The following is an 18,608-nucleotide window of genomic DNA, read 5'->3' as shown; positions in this document are numbered from 1 at the left end:
CCAATTTGTTATATTTATCATGAATTCCAGTAGAAATGGGAAAAAGATATACATGCACTTCTCTTAAGAAAGGAAGCAATAATGACAAAGGTAAAGAAAAAAATTGGCACATGTGAATTATGCTTAAGAGAGGATGTGGAGACAACAGCGCATCATCTGACACCAAGGGAAATGGGCGGGGCTTACTTAGGAACAGCAGATTTATGTATCCCATGCCATAAGCAAATTCATGCCTTATATACAAATGAAGAGTTGGCTGTAAGGCTGAATAATGTCGCACTGCTGCAAGATGATCCGCAAATAGCTAAGTATTTGGCATGGATAAAAAAACAGCCTTCTACAAAATTGCAGAAGGTGAAAAAATCGAAAGACAGAAGAGGGAGGAAATGATGTTTCTTCATCTTCTGTCTGCTAATTATTGGCTGAGGTCGGCTGGTCAATCAGACTAGTATCTACATAATTAGTTGCACTTAACCCGTTATTAGTAATGATAAATGCACCTGTGTTTGATGCACCTGAGCCTAAAGAAACTTTCGAATTTCCCTTTGGGGATATGAACAATGAATCGCCAAATTGTACGATTCCCTCTCCAACGTTAACAATCTGTACTGGACCTACGATGGCAGGCAAAAAAACCCCTCCTTTAAATGTAATAAAGCTGTTTGGCAACCCGGTTTATTGACTTCCGTTAATGATTGAAGTTCCCGGTGATGAATGTATCTCCTCGAGGGGAATGATGGTCTGGTTCATTAATTCTTCAGAATGTTTTTCGAGCTGTCTTATATGCTTAATCCTCGTTTCAGCATAAATGTGACGGGTGCTGCCAACCTGCAGCAAGGATGATGCTGAAACGGCAGTAATATCAAGATTTTTCACTTTAATAATTGGCTTTGTTTGATGGTACATGATATTGATATTTTCTGTAATTGGCGGAATAGGAATTGGTTCGGAGAAAATGGGATAATCAAAAGGTCCTTCATTGCCAAAGAAAGTCTTTCGCTCCCTCTGTACGGCAAGTGCCCTTGAAAACGCCTGATAATAGGATATGTCTCCGAATTCAACTGTAGATGAAAAGGAAGCAACGTTGAGACGCACATTGTCAACAACAGAAGTTCTTTGCAGCATACTGTCAGCCTTTCGGGATTAGCGGCACAAATGGGCCAATAATCAGTGATTCTGCAGGTGTGTCAAATGTGGATGCAAGCTGTATAGTCTGTACGTCGCCGACAATGCATACAGAGGAGCTTGATACACCGATAATTTTAATATCTCCCACTGCAAGCTCGCGATTGTATACTTGAAAGTTCATTCCTTGTTCCTCCCCTTAACATTATCCGGAATATTGCTTAAGAAAATCTGCACACCATTTTCTATTTCCTGCTTCAATGCAGAAATCACTGCTTCATTTTGCTGATTTGTATCCTCTTCATTTCCAGAAGCTGGCCGTTGCTGCAAATAATATTGTATTCTTGTAGGAAGCTGCTTCGTCACATCCTCTTGAATGAAAGCAATGTAAGCTTCGTCCTCCTCCATACCCAGTTCTGCTTGTTTTCTCATAATCACTTCTGGAAGCTCCATTTGAATATAAGTAAGGAGAGTTTCCTCCAACTCCATCGATCTTGTCATCATTTGCTTAGGATCTATTTGCGGTGGATAAAAGGGTCCGCCAGGCTGAACAGAATTTCCTGGATTAATGGCTAACTCTTCAATCTTCTGCAAATCTGCCGGATTCAAGCCGATGTTGAGTGTCCCATCCAATGTTTCCACTTTAAGCTGATCAAAGCTGTATTCAATACGATCTACTCGAACAGAAGGTCTGTTCTTAAGTTCAGTTACTTCTTTTGTCAGTTCGGTGACAGCTTTCTCCAAGGATACGATTCTTTTTTCTAAGTACTGCAGATAAGATTGTAACTGATCGCCATAATGGTAAAATTGTTGGGACATCATTCGTACCTCCTTAGTTATCTTAAGGTCCTGTCAATGGAACAGAGGGTGACATAACAACACTATCGTCTGCCACATTTACACCAGTAAACGAAGCTGATTCTTCTGTGGCGCTCGGTGCTGATTCAGTGAATCCGCCAGTATTATAAAGATAAGAATTCGGTTTAATAATACCGGAACTGCCAATTTGAAAAACAGATGAGTTTGTAATACCGCCAATTTTAATTGTGTGTATCGTTATTGATTGTTGAATGAAATAATTCATTATTATCACCTTTTCCAATGTCAGAAAAAATTTATGCATTCAAGAAATTGCCTTGATCAATGCCATCATTATCTGTTGTGTTTGTGGCACTTCGATAATTCGTGATATTTAATCCGTCACCTGTGTTGAATGAACCAGAACCAGAAAATGTTTTTGCGTTAGAAATCGGCATTATCTTATAAACATCGCCAATATTAAAGATCGAGCTGCTCCCGATGGATATCACTTGTGCGACTCCTACAATAGCTGGCATAATCAACATCCTTTACATAAGATTCTTTACATTCTATGTGGTGTTTCTGCGGAGTGTGATACATTCGCCCAGCAAATATAGAGCCATCTCCTTTTAACCTATTCAGCTGGAAGGTTGGCCTATGACAAATTCATCTTCATACATTTTAGGACAAAGCCTGTGAGTGAGGTTTGAATACTATTGTCTGAAAGTTTATAATTGAATAAATATTAAACTATATATCTAGGATAAGGACGGGATTACATGAAATTTGCGACAGCTTTACTTAATGCTAAACAAGTTATTGCAGTATTAAATGAGGAGAATAACAGTATTTTGCCACTCAATGATGCAGAGGAAAAGAAATCTGGAAGACGGCCATTTCCAGATGACATGATTCAATGTATTGAAATGGGCAGTGATTTTGTTGAAGGTGCAAAGGAGGTAGCTCTATGGGCAAAAGAAAATAGCGACTGTTTTGTTAAACTGGAGGAGGCACAGCTTATTGCCCCAATTCCAAAGCCTGCAAAAAATATTTTTTGTGTGGGGAAAAATTATGAAGAGCATGCAATAGAGATGGGCAGTAAAGATGATATACCAGAGCATGTCATGGTGTTTACGAAGGCACCGACAACTGTAATCGGACCAAAGGAAACAATACCTTTACATAGTGATGTAACAGAGCAGCTCGATTATGAGGGAGAGCTTTGTGTTGTTATCGGCAAAAAGGGCAAAGCAATTCCGCAGGATAAGGCATTAGAGTATGTGTTTGGCTATACCATTTTGAATGATATTACTGCAAGGGATTTGCAAGCAAGACATAAGCAGTTTTTTATCGGAAAAAGCTTGGACGGAAGTGGACCGCTTGGACCAGTGATTGTCGAGAAATCGGCTATTCCTAATCCAAATAATCTGGACATCTCGACTAAAGTAAATGGAGAAGTTAGACAAAGCTCCAATACAAAGCATTTTATTTTTCCTATTGAAGAAGTAATTAGCGTCTTATCGGCAGGTATGACACTTGAACCAGGGGATTTAATTGCGACAGGAACACCTGCTGGAGTAGGCAAGGGCTTTAAGCCGGCAAGATTTTTGCGTGATGGTGATGTAATAGAAATAGAAGTGGAGGGAATTGGGGTGTTGCATAACACTGTTGGAAAAGATTAACGAAAACTCTACTATAAATGGAGAGAAACGTGCATCCTATTTAATAAGGAGGTGGGCAGATGTTTGGCCAAATCCACTTCATTTCATGGATGCTCACATTAGTTCTTTTCATTGCTGTTTTACTTTTAAGAACAACGGGACAAGTAACATTCAAGAAAATAATACATATGATAACAAGGCTCTTGTATCTGTTCATTATTTTTTCTGGCGTAATGATGCTGTTGCGTGTAGAGACATTTACTGCCATGTATATGCTGAAGGCACTCGTCGGAATTTGGGTTATCAGCATGATTGAAATGATATTAGTCAGGCTGGAAAAGGGGAGAAGAGTAAGAATCCTCTGGGGACAGTTAGCAATTGCTCTTGTGCTCGTCATGTATATTGGGTATGTTGCATTATGATTTGGGAAGCTCTGCTTTGAAAAAAGCAGAGCCTTCTTCTGTTGTTTTAGTATTGACCACCAAAAGAAATATCTGGTAAATTAGCAATAGATTAATGGAATGGGAGAGAGAGACCCCATGCAATCATATTATATAAAGCTAGCTTTATTATTCTCCATGTGGTCAGGGGCACTTATAACCGCATATAAGGACAGCAGTGTTTTTTTTATTTACTTGTTTACCTGCACACTTATGCTTATTTTATATTTCCTTCTGCCCATAATTAGCCAAAAGGTCTATATTTATATCCTTCTTCTTGGCCTGACGCAAGGCTTAATTTTTTTATGGGAGGAAACAATTCCTTTCTATCTTTACATACTGTCTTTTTTCTATTTGCTAGAAATGATGCAGGAGGTAAAGGGGAGAGCGAGTACAGTAGCTTTGATTGTGCTGAATTGCTTAAATATTTTATCAGCCTCTGTGCTTTTTGGGCTGCCAATTCTGCTTGTTATTGTTATAAATGTCTTTTTAGGGTTAGTGATCTATCGACTTAGTGAGGTAAATAAAGAATATAAGCATATTAGAGAGACATATGATTCCTTGCTGAATGACTATAGGGTGCAAAAGCGGAGAGCATTTCATAACGAAAAGACGGCGAGAGCAGAAGAAAGAAGCATGATAGCAAGGGAGATGCATGATGCTGTAGGACATAAGCTAACGGCCCTTATCATGCAGGTCGAGCTGCTGCGTCCAGAGCTTCAGAACGGCTCCTATCCAATTATTAAAGAACTTGCTGCAGAATGTTTGGAGGAAACAAGAAGAGCTGTCCGTCTGCTTCAGGCAGAAGACCTACAAGGGATGTCTGCACTTGTTCATCTAATAAAAAAGCTTGAAAGTGAAAATACCATTCATGTTCATTTTACGGCTAGACAAGGTGTTCTGCGCCTTCAGCTCAGTAACAGGAAAAACGCAGTCCTTTACCGGACAATTCAGGAAGGGCTGACGAATGCCATGAAATATGGAAGCAATCGAGAGGTTTTCTTAAATATTGGCGTATCTCCAATTGGGTATCTTACCTTTGAAATAAAAAATACTTACCATCATAAACATCCGGTACATAAAGGATTCGGCCTTGAAAATATGGCGAAAAGACTTGAGGAAGAAGGCGGAAAGCTGTCAATTCTGCAGCATGACAAGCAGTTTATTTTGACAGGCAGCTTACCTGCAGAGGAGCGGAGTAAATGATTAATGTGTTGATTGCAGAAGATCAGGCAATTGTCAGAAATGGCTTGAAAATGATAATTGAACAAGATAAGGAAATAAAAGTAGTAGCAGAAGCAGCGGACGGCAAGGTAGTACTAGAGCTTGTCAAATCACATCACGTAGACCTTATTTTGATGGATGTCCGCATGCCTGTTATGGATGGACTTGAAGCAACAAAACGAATAAGGGCAGAGTACCCTTCTATTAAAATATTAATTTTGACTACATTTAATGATGAAGAGTATGCCATTAAAGCCTTCCGAGAAGGTGCAAATGGATTTTTGCTGAAAAGTGCTGACGGCGTGTCTCTTATTAACAGCATTAAAAGCTGTCTTGCTGGGGGCATGAGCATACATGATGATGTTGCCGCAAAGGTCATGCCAAAGCTGCTGAAGGAAAACAAGCCTGTAAAGCAAACAGACCTAATCGATATCCTGACTGACAGAGAAATCGAAATTGTTCAGCACGTTGGACTTGGCAAAACGAATAAAGAGATAGCAGGCGAGCTGTTTTTATCTGTCGGAACAGTCAAGAATCAGCTTACACAAATCCTGCAAAAGCTTGATTTGCGAGATCGAACACAATTGGCCATCTTTGCAGTAAAGAATGACCTTATATAACTGGTTTTGGTCTATCTACCTTAAAAATGTTATGATGATTTAGTGTGTTTAGAAAAAAGATGAAATGAGGGTTTTACATGTACAGAAAATCAGAAGATTTTATTGCAGACTGGAATGCGTCTGCACATGGAACATTGCAAGTTTTAGAAGCACTTACAGATGAGAAACTTGGTCAGGCAATTGTTGAAGGCCACAGCACGCTTGGCTGGTTAGGCTGGCATTTATCTACAAGTCCTGCCTTTTTTGCTGGCGTTGCAGGTATTCAGGTAAAACCAGCTACAGATAAAACAGCAGAAACTATCACTGCAGCTGAAATTGTCCAAGCATATAAAACAATTGCTGCAGATATTGCGGAAGCTGCGAAATCCTTAACAGATGAAGTGCTGCTTGAAACAGTCGACACGTTCGGTAGACCAATGACAAAAGGATCTGTACTTGGAACACTAATTCAGCATCAAGTCCATCACAGAGGACAAATGACAGTTCTTTTGCGCCAGGCTGGCTTACCAGTGCCAGGTGTACTTGGACCAACAAAGGAAATGCAAAAACAAGGCTGATTTAAGTATTAATGGTAAAACGTCTCTATCTAAAGGTGGAGGCGTTTTTTTGTGCTTAAGAAAAAGTGACTTAAGTCACTCAATAACTACCGCAATTAATGACCTTTAGGTATAGGAAAAAACTTGTAAAAATATTATGCTGTCATTAGAAAGGATGATGACGATGCTAGAAGTAATTGATTTATCCAAACAGTTTAAACAAACAAAGGTAGTCAATTCGGTCAATCTTTATTTAGAAAAGGGAGAGACAGTTGGTCTGCTTGGTCCGAATGGCGCAGGTAAATCAACGACTATTTCCATGATATCTTCCCTGCTAAAGCCAAGCAGCGGCGATGTTAGGCTGCATAATGAAAGCATTCTGAGAACACCTGAGAAGCTGCGCAAAATACTTGGCGTAGTTCCGCAAGAAATAGCCCTTTATATGGAGCTTACTGCAAGAGAGAATTTAGTTTTTTTCGGTAAGATGCACCGGATTCCCACTAAATTATTACAAACGAGAGTCGATGAAGTGTTGGATATTATTGGTTTAAAGGATAGACAGAAGGATCTTGTTAAGACATTTTCTGGAGGGATGAAAAGACGGTTGAATATAGGTGTTGCCCTTATTCACTCACCCGAAATTATCATTATGGATGAGCCGACAGTCGGTATTGATCCACAATCAAGAAATCATATATTAGAGACAGTGAAACGGTTGAACGAGGAACAAAATATTACTGTTCTCTATACAAGCCATTATATGGAAGAAGTCGAGTTCTTATGTAAAAGAATCTATATCATGGATCATGGTGAAGTTATCGCTTCAGGGTCAAAAGAGGAAATAAAAAATATTCTTTCGGCAGAGACAGCGATTAACATTCATATTGAAATGATAAAGCATCCTTTTGTTGAAAGATTAAGAGACTTACCGAATGTACAGCATCTTTCTATAAATCAAACAACTATCACGTTGATTATTCCAAGGGAAGTCCAGCTTCTGAAGGATATTTTCCGCCTTGCAGAGGAGCATCAGGTGAATGTGCTAGCAGTAAATATCGAAACACCAAGCCTAGAGGATGTATTTTTGCATCTGACAGGGCGAAAGCTTCGAGATTAGGAGGAGAGACAATGTTCTTTCATATGGTGAAAAAGGAAATTCTCATGATATGGAGAAGGCCTCGAGAGCTGGTCGTCCTCCTGCTGATGCCTTTTATATTAATAACAATACTAGGAAGTGCGCTTGGAGCTATTATGGATGGCGGGGAGGATTCTAGCAGCTTGCAGGCAAAACTGTTAGTGCTGCTAAAGGATGATTCTGTGAAAGCCCAGCAAGAAAAAATATCAGAAATAAATGGTTCTTCGTTAAGTCTTGAAGAAAAACAGCTAAAGATTGCGACTGTTTCTTCCATAGATCCTGTTGCTGCTTTTATAAATGAACTGCAAGAAAATAAAGAACTAAAAAAGATTGTGACAGTCACTATCACAGATAAAGAAGCAAAAAAAGGTGAGTACAGCGGAATATTAACCATTCCATCCGGATTTACAGAGCAATTTTATCACAAATTGCTTGATGGCAAAGAGATGTCAGCAGCATGGAGCTTTAAAGAGGAGGACAGCACGTCACTTTCGGCAACTGTTTTAAAAGACATTTTAGAAAGCTACCAGCAGGAGCTTTCTTATGCAAAAACGGCTGCAGACTTAAATATTGATCTTTCACAGGAATCGCAGGGAAATGAACCGGTTTTCGGCAGCATGGAAAGTATCACAAAGAAAAAAGAGGTTGATGCCTTTGCCTATTATGCAATAGGCATGTGTGCGATGTTTGTGTTTTATGTAGCTTCAACTGTTGCCGGCTTTGCCTTTCAACAAAAAGAGGATTATATGTACCAGCGTATTCTGTTGGCAAATGTATCTCCATATACATTTTTCCTTGGCATATTTGTATCTGCCTTTTTCCTATCCTTTATACAATTACATTTATTATTTGGATTGTCTGCTGTTATATATGGAGTTGTGTTCTCAAGCTTTATCCAATATTTTTTAGTAACAATCCTGTTAAATATTTTGGCAGCAAGCTTTGCAGTGTTTGCGGCAGCCTTAGCTTTTCGAACAGATTCAAGAAGTGTGCCAACCCTGTTTACTAATTTATTGATTCCAATCTTAGCCTTTATTGGCGGCAGCTATTTTGATCTCAGTGCAATTGGGGGATTTATGGAAAAGCTTGGCGAGTATTCACCAGTTGGTGCTACAATCACTGCCTATATCAAGGTTTACCAAGGCTATAATATTTTAGATATAACAGGACAGATTGAAGCCATACTCCTCTTTAGCGGTGCCTTGCTGCTGGGTGCATTTGCGTTATTAATGAGGAAAAGAGGTGCGATTATATGAACGGCATACTTTGGGGGAAATTCAGAAGGTTTTTGCGTAAGCCAGGGGCATTTTTGATAACAACTATAATTTGTGCAGTCTTTGCTTTTTTACTTGGATCCAGTTCCTTCACAAAGGTAGAAATACCAGTCTTTGCAAAGAACACTAGTAATGCAGAGGCAATCGTGCAGGAGCTAAATAAAAGTGACAGCTTTCAGTTTAAACTAATAGCAGAAAAAGCAGTGTTGCAGCAAATTGAAGATGGAAAATCAGATCTTGGTGCAGACCTTGCAGACGATTCTTATACTGTTTATCGAGCGGCAGATACAGAGACCACTCTCGCAGTAAATCGCTATTTAGAAAAATATTATCAAAACCGCTTTAAAAAACAACAAATTATCAACAATGCACAGGATAAAAAGGAAGCAGAGACAAAGGTGGAGGCTATTGAGAAAGAACCACTACTGCCGATAACATTCGCTAAATCGCAGCAACAAAGCAGCTATGACCAATCTCTGCAGGCGTTGTTTGGTTTCACCTTATTCTTCAGCATATATACCGTGGCAAATACTGTTGTAGAAATTCTCCGGGATAAACAAAATGGCATCTGGGACCGTTTTATCCTATCATCAACAAGCAAGACACAGCTGTATCTTGGACACCTTTTCTTTAGCTTTTTCTTAGGATATATGCAGATTATGCTTATTTTCCTTATTTTCAGATTCGGTACAGGGGTGGACTTCCATGGCAATTTTGCAGTAGTGTTCGGAGTTGTTATTCCTTATTTATATGCAATTGTGGCACTTACAATTTTATTAACAGGGCTTGTCAAAACAGTGAGCCAATTCAATGCATTTATTCCTTTAGTTGCAGTTAGTTTTGCGATGCTTGGCGGAGCATACTGGCCGATGGAAATTGTTAAATCAGACTTTTTGCTCCTGCTCGCAAAATTTGTTCCTGTCACATATGGAATGGAGCTGTTAAAGCGGGGGATTATTGAAGGAGCGGCACCAATGGAGCTGTTGTTTCCTGTTGGTATCTTAATGCTGATGGGGACAGTGATGCTTGGTGTTGGCATACGACTTATTGAACGAAGACATGTATAGAATTGATTTCCCTTCCTTTCTTAGAGGAAGGGATTTTGTATTAGAAAAACCTGCTTATAAAGGAAGGAAATAACAGTAATTTGGTGAATTATTATAGGTTTAGGAAAGGAGGAATGATTGCCATGGTGAAAAAAACAGTTGGGATACTGTTATTTAATGAAGTAGAAGTTCTTGATTTCGCAGGCCCTTATGAAGTTTTTTCCTTAGCTGCGCCACCTGAAGAGCGTGCTAATCATTTCTGCCATGTAGTGACTGTTTCAGAGACAGGGAAGCAGATAAGTGCCAGAAATGGATTAACAGTTAAGCCAGACTATAGCTTTGTGGATCATCCTTACTTGGATATTGTCATCGTGCCAGGCGGATATGGAGCGGAAACAACAGAATTAAGCAATCAGAATGTAATTAAATGGATAAAAGAGCAAGCTGCACACACTGAACTAATTGCCTCTGTCTGCACAGGTGCATTGCTGCTGGCAAAGGCGGGCTTACTTGACAGCAAAGCTGCAACAACACATTGGATGGATGTCGATAGGCTCGAGGCGGAGTTTCCGCTTGTGTCAGTAAAACGTGGAGTAAAATTCGTTGATGAAGGCAGGATTATCACCTCTGCTGGAATATCTGCGGGCATTGATATGTCCTTTCATATATTGACAAGGCTTTATGGCGTAAATGCTGCTGCTGACACGGCTAAAAGCATGGAGTATGAAATTAAGCTTGGGGACTAATGCTTGGAAAAAAGCTAAATAGGAAGTGAAGAAATGATCAAAGAAATTCAAGCAACAGAAAATGATAATAGATGGTGGCAGCCGGATTGTGAAAATTGTTTTGGCTTATGCTGTGTTGCGTTGCCGTTTGGTAAATCATCCGAATTCGCTGAAGATAAGGAGGGTGGGAAGCCGTGTAGGAATCTACGGGGCGATTACCGCTGTGGCATACATGACAAGCTTCGCACAAAAGGCTTTAAGGGCTGTACAGTGTTCGAATGCTTTGGCGCAGGCCAAAAGGTGTCGCAGTTCACCTTTAAAGGAGTAAGCTGGCAAGGAAAGGAAGCAGTGGCAAAGGATATGTTTAAGGTTTTTCCTATCATGCAGCAGCTTCATGAGATGCTCTATTATTTAGAGGAAGCACTGCAGCTTCATGCTACAAAAGAGATAAGACAAGAACTAGAGACGATATTTCAAAAGACAAGCAGATTAACTGAATTAAAACCTCAGGAATTAATGGAAATAAATATTCCTGAAACAAGGGTTATCGTCAATGCGCTCCTTGTGAAGACAAGTGAGCTGTTGCGGCAGAAAATCATAGCGGAAAAAGGCGAGCGTTCAAAAGGAAGGAAGAAGAAAGGCAGTGACTTAATCGGGGCAAATTTACGCAATCTGGACTTACGAGGAGAAAGCTTCAGGGGAGCATGGCTGATTGCAGCAGATTTAAGAAATGCAGATATGCGATACGTTGATTTTATCGGAGCAGATTTAAGAGATGCAGATATAAGGGGAGCTGATTTACGAAACAGCATATTTTTGACTCAAGTCCAGTTGAATGCTGCTAAAGGTGATAAAGATACTAAAATACCGCCAGCATTAATTCAACCAGCACATTGGACTTACTGATTTCATGAGGAATAGTAATATATTCCAATGGTAATTTAATAGTTTTAACAGGATTACTTTGGGAATATATACACTAACACTAAAAAAAGGAGTGAGTCATAATGGAAAACAAATTAGAATCAAAAGTAAATGATAAGCTTCAAAACATGGATAGTGAAAAGAAGGAAGAAATTTTATCAAGCTTTGACGGATTTAAACAATATCTGGCAGACAAGGTAGAAAAAGCAGACAAACTAGGATTAGATCAAGAGCAAATTGCAAAAGCTGCACAAAAAGTAGGAGATTTTCTGGCTGCGAAAGAAGAGCCGCGCAACAGAGAGGAAAAACTGCTGCAGGAGCTTTGGAAAGCAGGAAACGAAGAGGAACAGCACAAGCTTGCTCATATGCTAGTTAAGCTGGTCAGCTAATGAAAGAAACCGCCTAAAAAGGCGGTTTCTTTCATTATTATAAATAATATAGTTTGAAATTAATATCTTGATCATGATTGCCGAATTTTTTTCCGAATATAGTGGCGCCACCAACATGCTCAGCGTCTTCTTTTACCTCAATTCGAAGTGTCCATCTGTCTGTATTAGTATCAAGATCATCTACTGTTATTTGAGACATTGGGTCACCATCAATATAGGTGCCATGATTCGTTATTCGAATTGTTTTAAGCAGGCCGTATTGATTGATGTTATGCGGCCACCAATCAGGTGTGAATTTACCTCTTGTATCAGCAAAATCCCCAGGGCTTCTCCATGTTCCCAACTCAATTCCGTTTAAAGAAAAGGTAATATCTGATGGCCATACATCATTGGCAAATGGAAACTCTGAACAAATTTCCAAGCTTATTTCAAATTGCTGTAATTTCTCGTCTTTTTTCAGGAAGTTGGCAATATTATATTGTACAAATCCTTGTGTAAACCAAAGAATTTCAGCATCCATTCTTTTTGGATCCATAAAATAACGGGGCTCGTCAACTCTGCCGATAAACTCCTTCTCTGTTGCTAGTCCACAAGTCGGCTTTAAATCATAATCGGTATAATGTCCAATTGGTACCGCAGTTTCATATGCAGCAAATGAGTGAAATATCTTTTTCGGAAAATTTATCTCAATATGATCAACTTTAAGTATCGATATTTTTTGTAATCCTGATTTTCCTGGTACTCTTTCTGTCTTAATCAAGCCTGCAACTTCAAGTTTTTTTATATGCTTTGTTACAATAGCACTGCTGATTTCCAATTCTTCGGCAATTTCTTTTATATTCATTTTATTTTTGCTGAGGAGCTGAATGATTTTGATGCGAACTTCGCTGGCAAGTGCTTCATAAACAACTAATGAGGAATTGTCGATTCCTAGTTGCATGGAGATCCCTTCTTTCAATACAAATAGTTAAATTAAATATGTATTATCTTTATAAAAATAACATAAAGATTAATTACTGTAAATATATTGAGATTTATATTTAAATAATAAACAGTTTTGTTAACTTAGTAACATTTGAATCTTATTAAATTTACTTTTTTATTTATTTTTATTAAGTGGTAAGCAGTGACTTTTTTAAAAAAGAGGAAATAATAGGGAAAAGGGAAAATGAAAGTAGCATGTTACTCATATAAGTTTTTAACACTGCTCCTATTGGGACTTACAAGCATGAAGGAGGACGAAATGAAGATAAGAAAGGCAATCATAGAAGATACGAGCGGGATATCTAGAGTGCACGTAGATGCTTGGAGAACGACATATAAAAATCTTATTCCTGATTCCTTTTTGGACCAATTATCTTACGAGGAAAGGGAGCAAATGTGGAAGGTAAATATACCGAATGGCAATGTGTATGTTGCTGAAAATACAAAAGGAAAAATTGTTGGCTTTGCTTGTGGAGGGAAGGAAAGAAGTGGTGAATTTGCAGGGTATGATGGAGAATTATATGCTATCTACATACTTGAGAAATATCAGGGGCAGGGTATCGGAAGGAAACTGACAGAAGCAGTAAAGCATCATTTACGTGAAATTGGTCTGACGAGTATGGTTATTTTAGTACTGGAAGGCAATAAAGCATACCAGTTTTATGAAGCACTTGGAGGTAAGAAGATAGGCATACTGGAAGACACAATTGCCGATAAAGTGGTAAATGAGCTTGTTTATGGCTGGGCAGAAATATAATTGATTGATTAAAGGTTTAGCTATCACCTCGTTGCAAAAAAACCTTCAGCAGAAACTTCTGCTGAAGGTTTTTTACTTAAGAGGAAAGCTTTTCAATAATCATTCTTTTACCGGTGTTTAACGTGAATTCAAATCTGTCCGTGATTTTTTCATTATAATAAAAGTGGTGATTAACACTGCATAATCCTTCCTGATTGTCAAAAATCATCATATTCACACCATATTTCCTTTTATCATCTCTTAAGAAGGTTAATTGGTTATAACAGTATATACAGTCATAAATTGAAAAATTCATGGAATTCAGGGTGGTGATAAACTGATAAAAGCTATCATCACTGATTTCGTCCAGCAGCCGTTCCAATGAGAACACGAGATGCTTTCTAATCCTGATTTTATCTTCATTGCACATCCCATAAATGGAGCCGGAGCTGTTAATTCTGCCTTCATCTAAAAGGATTCCTTTTCTCCATTTGTTAAAGCAGAATAATTCCACTTCTTGATGAATATATTCATCTAGCATGGTTGCTTCTTCTGTTTCATCGTCGAAAAAAATCCACTGGTCACTGATGTATTCGACAGTTCCTTGTGTAAAGGCGCGGGTTTGGTACTCAATAAGCTTTAATCTCTGCTGATTGTTCATTTCCTGTAAACCTCCCAATTACTTCCCATAATTTCTTTTTAGACATTTAAGTTCTAATTTATAACTCCATGCATTATTATTTTGTGATTTAGCTTTTTTAGAGCAAAAACGATAGGGCATAAAAAAACTGAATTATGCAGCAGGAATGTTTTAAAGATTTGTTTTATAAGGACAAATAACCATTTTTTATATCATGCATACAATACTCCATACTGATTGCTATCTAATCACAATTCCACGAGAAAGGATGATTATCATGTGTGGAATCACAGGTTGGGTTGATTACAGAAAAGACCTGAGAAAAGAAGAAAAAACATTGTCTGTTATGGCAGAAACACTGGAAAAAAGAGGCCCAGATGACACGAATGTATGGAGCGCACTTCATGCAGGCTTTGGTCATAAACGGTTGATTGTGGTTGACCCCCTTTGCGGAATCCAGCCAATGACAAAGCGTGCGCAGGAATTAGACTATACGATTTGTTATAACGGTGAGTTGTACAATACAGAGGACATACGAAAAGAATTACTAATAAAAGGATATTCATTTAACGGCCATTCTGATACAGAAGTTTTATTGGCTTCTTATATGGAATGGGGAGAAGATTGCTTACAATACTTAAATGGAATTTATGCTTTTGCTGTTTGGGATGAAAAAAGAAATTCTCTGTTTGTAGCCAGAGACCGTCTTGGTGTTAAGCCGCTGTTTTATGCAGAGGTTGGCTCAAGCTTCTTATTTGCGTCAGAGATTAAGGCTATCCTTGCACATCCTCAAGTAAAGGCAGAATTAGACAGAGAGGGATTGGCAGAAGTATTTGCACTAGGGCCATCTCATACACCTGGTACAGGAATTTTTAGAGGCATTAAGGAATTAAGACCAGGGCATGCATTAAAATTCTCACATGATGGCTTGAAGATATGGCGTTATTGGAATGTAAAAAGCGAACAGCATGAAGATACGTTTGATGAAACAGTTGAAAAGGTACGATACCTATTCACGGACGCTGTCACTAGACAGCTCGTTTCAGATGTGCCGTTAAGCACCTTCCTATCAGGAGGGGTGGATTCAAGTGCCATTACGGCGATTGCTGCAAAGGAATACGAGAAATCTGGCAAAGGACCACTTCACACGTATTCGATTGATTATGAAGGCAATGATCAGTACTTTAAAGCAAATGAATTCCAGCCTAATTCTGATGGCGTTTATATTAAGAAAATGACAGACACCTTTGGAACGATTCATCATAACTGTATCATTACACAGGAAACGCTCGCCCAATATCTTCATGAGGCGGTTACGGTTCGTGATCTTCCGGGAATGGCAGATGTCGATTCTTCCTTGCTATGGTTCTGTCGTGAAATCAAAAAAGACTTTGTTGTAAGTCTGTCCGGTGAATGTGCTGATGAAATTTTCGGCGGATATCCATGGTTCAGGAGAGAAGCAGATCTTGCCAGAGGCGGATTTCCATGGATGCGGTCCATTCAGGAACGGCAAGGTCTTTTAAAGAAGGAATGGAGCAGCAAGCTGCAGCTTGAGGATTATATGTATGATAAATATAACCAGACAATTGCTGAAACACCGAAATTGGAAGGTGAAAGTGCTGAAGATGCAAAAAGGAGAGAGCTGTTTTATTTGAATCAACTATGGTTCATGACAACTCTTTTAGAAAGAAAGGACCGGATGAGCATGGGTGCGAGCTTGGAGGTCCGGGTTCCATTTGCAGATCACAGGCTAGTAGAATATGTCTGGAACGTACCTTGGGAAATGAAAAATTATAAAAACAGGGAAAAGGGATTGCTTCGTAAAGCACTTGAGGGAATTCTTCCAGATGAAGTGCTGTATCGGAAGAAAAGTCCATATCCAAAGACGCATAACCCTGTTTATACAAAAACAGTCACAGATATGCTGACAGGAATTCTGGCAGAGAAGGATTCAGCTTTATATGAATTCTTTGATTATAATCAACTAAAGGAAATCATTAATACAGGAGGAGCTGCATTTAAAGAGCCTTGGTTCGGCCAGCTTATGACAGGTCCGCAGCTTCTTGCCCATTTAGCGCAAATTCACTATTGGTTTAAAGATTATAATATTAATATTGTCGACTAATAAATAAAGCGGGGGCAGATGCTTCCGCTTATTTTGTGATGACAGCTGCTTGCCAGTATAACGGCATTTAAGGAGCGCTTGTGCTTGCTATGGACACGTATTTGATATAAAACCCTTAATCTTATATGATTAGAAAAAAAGGGATAAGAGGTCTATATGGAGCCATTAAAAAACATTTATGATTTGGCGTTTATTACGAAGCTGGAGGATGTGTTCACACAACATTATCCGGCATTTGATAAGGAAAGGTTTCGCAGCAGTTTGTTTGAAACAGAGTGGGAGGAGTTAGCGTTAAAGGAAAGAATGCGTCAGATTACATTATCCCTTGCGCCTGTTCTGCCGCAGGATTATGGTCAAGCCATTACTATTTTAAGACAATGTGCACCATCATTTACCGGACTTGGAGGAATAGTATTCCCAGATTTTGTGGAGCAATACGGGCTGGAGGATTGGGAGCTTTCGATTGAGACTCTTGCTTATTTCACACAGTTCTCTACCTCAGAGTTTGCTGTACGGCCGTTTCTAATAAAAGACCAGTCGAAAATGCTTGCTCAGATGGAAGTATGGGCTAGTAGTGAAAATGAGCATATCCGCAGACTCGCAAGTGAAGGCTGTCGGCCGAGGCTGCCATGGGGCTTGTCAGTACCTGCATTGAAAAAGGAACCTGCGCCTGTTCTCGTGATTTTAGAAAAGATGAAGGAAGATGAATCATTATATGTGAGAAAAAGCGTCGCCAATAATCTTAATGATATTTCCAGGATTAATCCAGATTTGGCTGTGGAAATTGCCGAAAGCTGGTATGGAGAAAATCAGAAGACAAACTGGATTATCAAGCATGCTTGCAGATCACTGCTGAAAAAGGGCGATCCTCGTGTTCTGCAGATTTTCGGATTTGAGAATAATGACAATCTGACAGTTTCTAACTTTAGGATTACTCCTGAAAGGCTTTTAATAGAGGAGAGTATAGAATTCTCTTTCAGTTTAACATCAGAATTGGAAGTACCACATAAGGTGAGAGTAGAGTATGCGATAGATTATGTGAAAGCTAATGGCAAGCAAAGTCGAAAAGTATTTCATCTTTCCGAAATGGAATGGAAGGGTGTTATGAAGAAGGTCTTTACAAAAAAACAATCCTTCAAGGATTTGACAACAAGAAAGCACTACCCAGGTGTTCATCGAATAACGATTATTGTGAATGGAGCAGAAAAGGCAGCGCTTGAGTTTGACCTTGTTCAAGCATAAAAAAACTGGAGTCTCTCTCCAGTTTTTTCATGCTTGGCTTTTCTATTAGACAATTTTTTCTTGTTGGACGGACTTTGGTTTTTGCTGCTGAAGCAGAAAGTAAAATACGCCTGCTAGTACTAAGACTCCACCAGCAATTTGCGAGCCTGTTAGTCTTTCATTCAAAAGAAGAACAGCAAGAATTGTTGCTCCAACTGGTTCTCCTAAAATACTCATAGAAATAGTTGTAGCATTCACATAGTTTAACAGCCAGTTATTGATAACATGACTAAGTGATGGAACAATCGCAAGCAGCAGGAAAATGCCCCATTCCTTTGGTGGGTAGCCTGTTAAAGCCTCACTTGTAATTAAATTGAAAATAGTCAACAGTATTGCGGCAATTAAAAAAACGCTGGATGTATATACCCAATGGGAAACCTTTTTTACAATGGACTGTCCAATCAGCAAATAGCCGACAACAGCTATTACGCTTAGAAAGGATAGAAGGTCGCCAAGTAAGCTTGCTTTGCTTAACCCAATATCGCCCCAACCGATCATCATTGCTCCAATGATGGCAATTCCCATCGTCATAATGGCAGCTGAAGTAGTTCTCTCTTTATAAAGGAGAAATCCGCCTAACAATGATACTAGCGGCTGAAGAGCCAAAATAATGGTCGAGCTTGCAACAGTTGTTAGCTTTAAGGAACCGAACCATAAAGCAAAATGAAGCGCTAGAAAGGCTCCGGAAAACAGGAGAAACAGCCAGTCTTTTTTTGAAAGCTTCTTAAATTCCTTTCTGTTTATGTAGACCATTGGAAGCATCAGTATTCCTGCAAGCCACATACGGTACATGCTTAATATCGTTGCTGGAGCATCTGACCATTTAACGAAAATAGCAGAAAAGGAGATTGCTATTATTGAAATTGCCAATGGGATGGCAATCGATTTAGATCCATTAGTCTGTTCCACAAAAGTCCTCCTTAGTGAGATTATAATAGTAAA

General features: G+C 39.0%; 24 protein-coding genes. 15 read left to right on the top strand and 9 right to left on the bottom strand.

Annotated features, from left to right (window positions below):
* The first annotated feature begins 81 nt into the window (after positions 1–81).
* Entirely contained in the window at positions 82–390 is a 309-nt protein-coding gene (locus NQZ71_RS17675) for an HNH endonuclease (protein ID WP_317011069.1), read from the top strand.
* A gap of 21 nt (positions 391–411) precedes the next feature.
* On the opposite strand, the gene NQZ71_RS17670 is transcribed toward NQZ71_RS17675, so the two are convergent.
* From NQZ71_RS17670 to NQZ71_RS17645, 6 genes are read right to left on the bottom strand one after another with little or no spacing between them, the layout of a single operon-like run.
* On the bottom strand, positions 412–630 hold the full coding sequence (locus NQZ71_RS17670) for a spore germination protein (RefSeq protein ID WP_144451977.1): 219 nt from the start codon (positions 628–630) through the stop codon (positions 412–414).
* Positions 631–675: 45 nt separating this feature from the next.
* Positions 676–1,125 carry a spore germination protein GerPE gene (locus NQZ71_RS17665; protein ID WP_317011068.1) on the bottom strand — a complete coding sequence of 150 codons (450 nt, stop codon included), beginning with the start codon at positions 1,123–1,125 and terminating at the stop codon, positions 676–678.
* Positions 1,126–1,129: 4 nt separating this feature from the next.
* Complete coding sequence (locus NQZ71_RS17660; protein WP_127736071.1) at positions 1,130–1,309, bottom strand: lipocalin/fatty acid-binding family protein; 180 nt, start codon at positions 1,307–1,309, stop codon at positions 1,130–1,132.
* The gene (gerPC, locus tag NQZ71_RS17655; RefSeq protein WP_144451979.1) at positions 1,306–1,947 is read right to left on the bottom strand and encodes a spore germination protein GerPC; all 642 of its coding nucleotides are present in this window, start codon (positions 1,945–1,947) and stop codon (positions 1,306–1,308) included. The genes NQZ71_RS17660 and gerPC overlap by 4 nt, the downstream gene beginning before the upstream one ends.
* 19 nt (positions 1,948–1,966) lie before the next feature.
* Positions 1,967–2,209, bottom strand: a complete 243-nt coding sequence (locus NQZ71_RS17650; protein WP_144451980.1) for a spore germination protein GerPB — start codon at positions 2,207–2,209, stop codon at positions 1,967–1,969.
* Between the two features lie 31 nt (positions 2,210–2,240).
* A complete protein-coding gene (locus NQZ71_RS17645; protein ID WP_144451981.1) occupies positions 2,241–2,462 on the bottom strand; it encodes a spore germination protein in 222 nt (73 codons plus the stop codon).
* A gap of 243 nt (positions 2,463–2,705) precedes the next feature.
* On the opposite strand from NQZ71_RS17645, the gene NQZ71_RS17640 reads away from it, so the two are divergent.
* The 11 genes from NQZ71_RS17640 (at position 2,706) to NQZ71_RS17590 (ending at position 11,900) form a co-directional block, all read left to right on the top strand.
* Positions 2,706–3,608 (top strand): fumarylacetoacetate hydrolase family protein, encoded by a 903-nt coding sequence (locus tag NQZ71_RS17640; RefSeq protein WP_317011067.1) that lies wholly within the window; start codon positions 2,706–2,708, stop codon positions 3,606–3,608.
* A gap of 59 nt (positions 3,609–3,667) precedes the next feature.
* Positions 3,668–4,009, top strand: a complete 342-nt coding sequence (locus tag NQZ71_RS17635) for a YisL family protein (RefSeq protein WP_317011066.1) — start codon at positions 3,668–3,670, stop codon at positions 4,007–4,009.
* A 117-nt stretch (positions 4,010–4,126) separates the two neighbouring features.
* A complete protein-coding gene (locus tag NQZ71_RS17630) occupies positions 4,127–5,233 on the top strand; it encodes a sensor histidine kinase (RefSeq protein WP_186303874.1) in 1,107 nt (368 codons plus the stop codon).
* Positions 5,230–5,871: a response regulator transcription factor gene (locus tag NQZ71_RS17625; protein WP_127736053.1), complete on the top strand. Its 642-nt coding sequence runs from the start codon at positions 5,230–5,232 to the stop codon at positions 5,869–5,871. The genes NQZ71_RS17630 and NQZ71_RS17625 overlap by 4 nt, the downstream gene beginning before the upstream one ends.
* A 77-nt stretch (positions 5,872–5,948) precedes the next feature.
* Positions 5,949–6,428 carry a DinB family protein gene (locus NQZ71_RS17620; protein ID WP_144451985.1) on the top strand — a complete coding sequence of 160 codons (480 nt, stop codon included), beginning with the start codon at positions 5,949–5,951 and terminating at the stop codon, positions 6,426–6,428.
* A gap of 163 nt (positions 6,429–6,591) precedes the next feature.
* On the top strand, positions 6,592–7,524 hold the full coding sequence (locus NQZ71_RS17615) for an ABC transporter ATP-binding protein (protein WP_144451986.1): 933 nt from the start codon (positions 6,592–6,594) through the stop codon (positions 7,522–7,524).
* Between the two features lie 11 nt (positions 7,525–7,535).
* Entirely contained in the window at positions 7,536–8,798 is a 1,263-nt protein-coding gene (locus NQZ71_RS17610; protein ID WP_144451987.1) for an ABC transporter permease, read from the top strand.
* Positions 8,795–9,883, top strand: a complete 1,089-nt coding sequence (locus tag NQZ71_RS17605) for an ABC transporter permease (protein WP_317011065.1) — start codon at positions 8,795–8,797, stop codon at positions 9,881–9,883. The genes NQZ71_RS17610 and NQZ71_RS17605 overlap by 4 nt, the downstream gene beginning before the upstream one ends.
* A 122-nt stretch (positions 9,884–10,005) precedes the next feature.
* Positions 10,006–10,608, top strand: a complete 603-nt coding sequence (locus tag NQZ71_RS17600) for a DJ-1/PfpI family protein (RefSeq protein ID WP_275004355.1) — start codon at positions 10,006–10,008, stop codon at positions 10,606–10,608.
* A 33-nt stretch (positions 10,609–10,641) separates the two neighbouring features.
* Positions 10,642–11,493 carry a pentapeptide repeat-containing protein gene (locus NQZ71_RS17595; protein WP_317011064.1) on the top strand — a complete coding sequence of 284 codons (852 nt, stop codon included), beginning with the start codon at positions 10,642–10,644 and terminating at the stop codon, positions 11,491–11,493.
* Between the two features lie 101 nt (positions 11,494–11,594).
* The gene (locus NQZ71_RS17590) at positions 11,595–11,900 is read left to right on the top strand and encodes a DUF3243 domain-containing protein (RefSeq protein ID WP_127736035.1); all 306 of its coding nucleotides are present in this window, start codon (positions 11,595–11,597) and stop codon (positions 11,898–11,900) included.
* A 37-nt stretch (positions 11,901–11,937) separates the two neighbouring features.
* On the opposite strand, the gene NQZ71_RS17585 is transcribed toward NQZ71_RS17590, so the two are convergent.
* On the bottom strand, positions 11,938–12,840 hold the full coding sequence (locus tag NQZ71_RS17585; RefSeq protein WP_144451991.1) for an ArsR/SmtB family transcription factor: 903 nt from the start codon (positions 12,838–12,840) through the stop codon (positions 11,938–11,940).
* 303 nt (positions 12,841–13,143) lie between these two features.
* Between NQZ71_RS17585 and NQZ71_RS17580 the strand changes: the two genes are divergently transcribed.
* Positions 13,144–13,641: a GNAT family N-acetyltransferase gene (locus NQZ71_RS17580; RefSeq protein WP_275004361.1), complete on the top strand. Its 498-nt coding sequence runs from the start codon at positions 13,144–13,146 to the stop codon at positions 13,639–13,641.
* Positions 13,642–13,717: 76 nt separating this feature from the next.
* Here the strand turns inward: NQZ71_RS17580 and NQZ71_RS17575 are convergent, their stop codons facing one another.
* Entirely contained in the window at positions 13,718–14,281 is a 564-nt protein-coding gene (locus NQZ71_RS17575; RefSeq protein ID WP_144451993.1) for a DUF2777 domain-containing protein, read from the bottom strand.
* Positions 14,282–14,537: 256 nt separating this feature from the next.
* Here NQZ71_RS17575 and asnB point away from each other — a divergent pair, with 256 nt between their 5' ends.
* Positions 14,538–16,385, top strand: a complete 1,848-nt coding sequence (gene asnB / locus NQZ71_RS17570) for an asparagine synthase (glutamine-hydrolyzing) (RefSeq protein ID WP_144451994.1) — start codon at positions 14,538–14,540, stop codon at positions 16,383–16,385.
* 156 nt (positions 16,386–16,541) lie between these two features.
* Positions 16,542–17,627, top strand: coding sequence for a DNA alkylation repair protein (locus NQZ71_RS17565; protein WP_317011063.1), 1,086 nt, complete (start codon positions 16,542–16,544; stop codon positions 17,625–17,627).
* Between the two features lie 45 nt (positions 17,628–17,672).
* On the opposite strand, the gene NQZ71_RS17560 is transcribed toward NQZ71_RS17565, so the two are convergent.
* Positions 17,673–18,575, bottom strand: coding sequence for a DMT family transporter (locus NQZ71_RS17560; protein WP_144451996.1), 903 nt, complete (start codon positions 18,573–18,575; stop codon positions 17,673–17,675).
* Positions 18,576–18,608: the final 33 nt, after the last annotated feature.

This window comes from Niallia taxi (assembly GCF_032818155.1).
Classification (GTDB): domain Bacteria; phylum Bacillota; class Bacilli; order Bacillales; family Cytobacillaceae; genus Niallia; species Niallia taxi_A.
The sequence above is the reverse complement of the archived record's forward strand: the minus strand, read 5'-3'. Positions and strand labels throughout refer to the sequence as shown.